This is a genomic window from Streptomyces sp. SID3212 (assembly GCF_009865405.1).
GTDB lineage: Bacteria > Actinomycetota > Actinomycetes > Streptomycetales > Streptomycetaceae > Streptomyces.
This window is the reverse complement of sequence record NZ_WWJY01000818.1, coordinates 1-590: the sequence shown is the minus strand read 5'-3', so window position 1 is coordinate 590 and position 590 is coordinate 1. Positions and strand designations below refer to the sequence as shown.

At 77.6% G+C, this 590-nt stretch carries 1 protein-coding gene; it reads left to right on the top strand.

The window, feature by feature from the left end; genetic code table 11:
* Positions 1–374 (top strand): hypothetical protein (locus GT042_RS24720; RefSeq protein WP_237531139.1); only part of this gene is annotated, 374 nt, incomplete at its 5' end.
* Between the last annotated feature and the right edge of the window lie 216 nt (positions 375–590).

The window sequence follows — 590 nt, the reverse complement described above, 5'->3', positions numbered from 1 at the left end:
CTGTCGCGGCGCCCGGCGCCGTTTCCGTGGCCCGCGCCGCTCGCGCGCGGCGGATCGCCGTGACGGCGCTGCTGGTTCTGGTCGCGCTTCTGGGCATGTCCCTGGACACCGGTCATGATCCGGCCTCCGCCGCCGAGCCCAGGCCCCCCGCCTCCGCCGCGCCCGAACCGGCGGGCGAGGGGCAGCAGGACCCCGCCGAGAGCGAACGTGCCGCCGTCGGCCGGGGCGTCGTACGGGCCGGTGGCGCACCCGCCGTACCCCGGACCGTGGCCGGGTGGCGCGGGCCGCAACCGGCCGCGTACACCCGGCCGTTCACCCCTCAGGAACCCTCACGCGTGCCGTCGGCCGCCTCCGGGGCCGTGCTGCGCTGCTGACAGGTCGGGCACCCATGTGCCCTTCCCGCCCGAGCAGTTGAGCCAGCACCGCACCCCCACCCTCGTGAGGACACAGCCATGCCCATTGATCCCTTCGCCGCCCTCAACGCCCTGCTGCGCGCCGAGGCCGCCCGCGCCGACGAGCCCACGATCCGCCGCCGCCCGCCCACGGCCGAGACCGACTCCGCCGCGACGGCCGACCACGCGTCCGGGGAC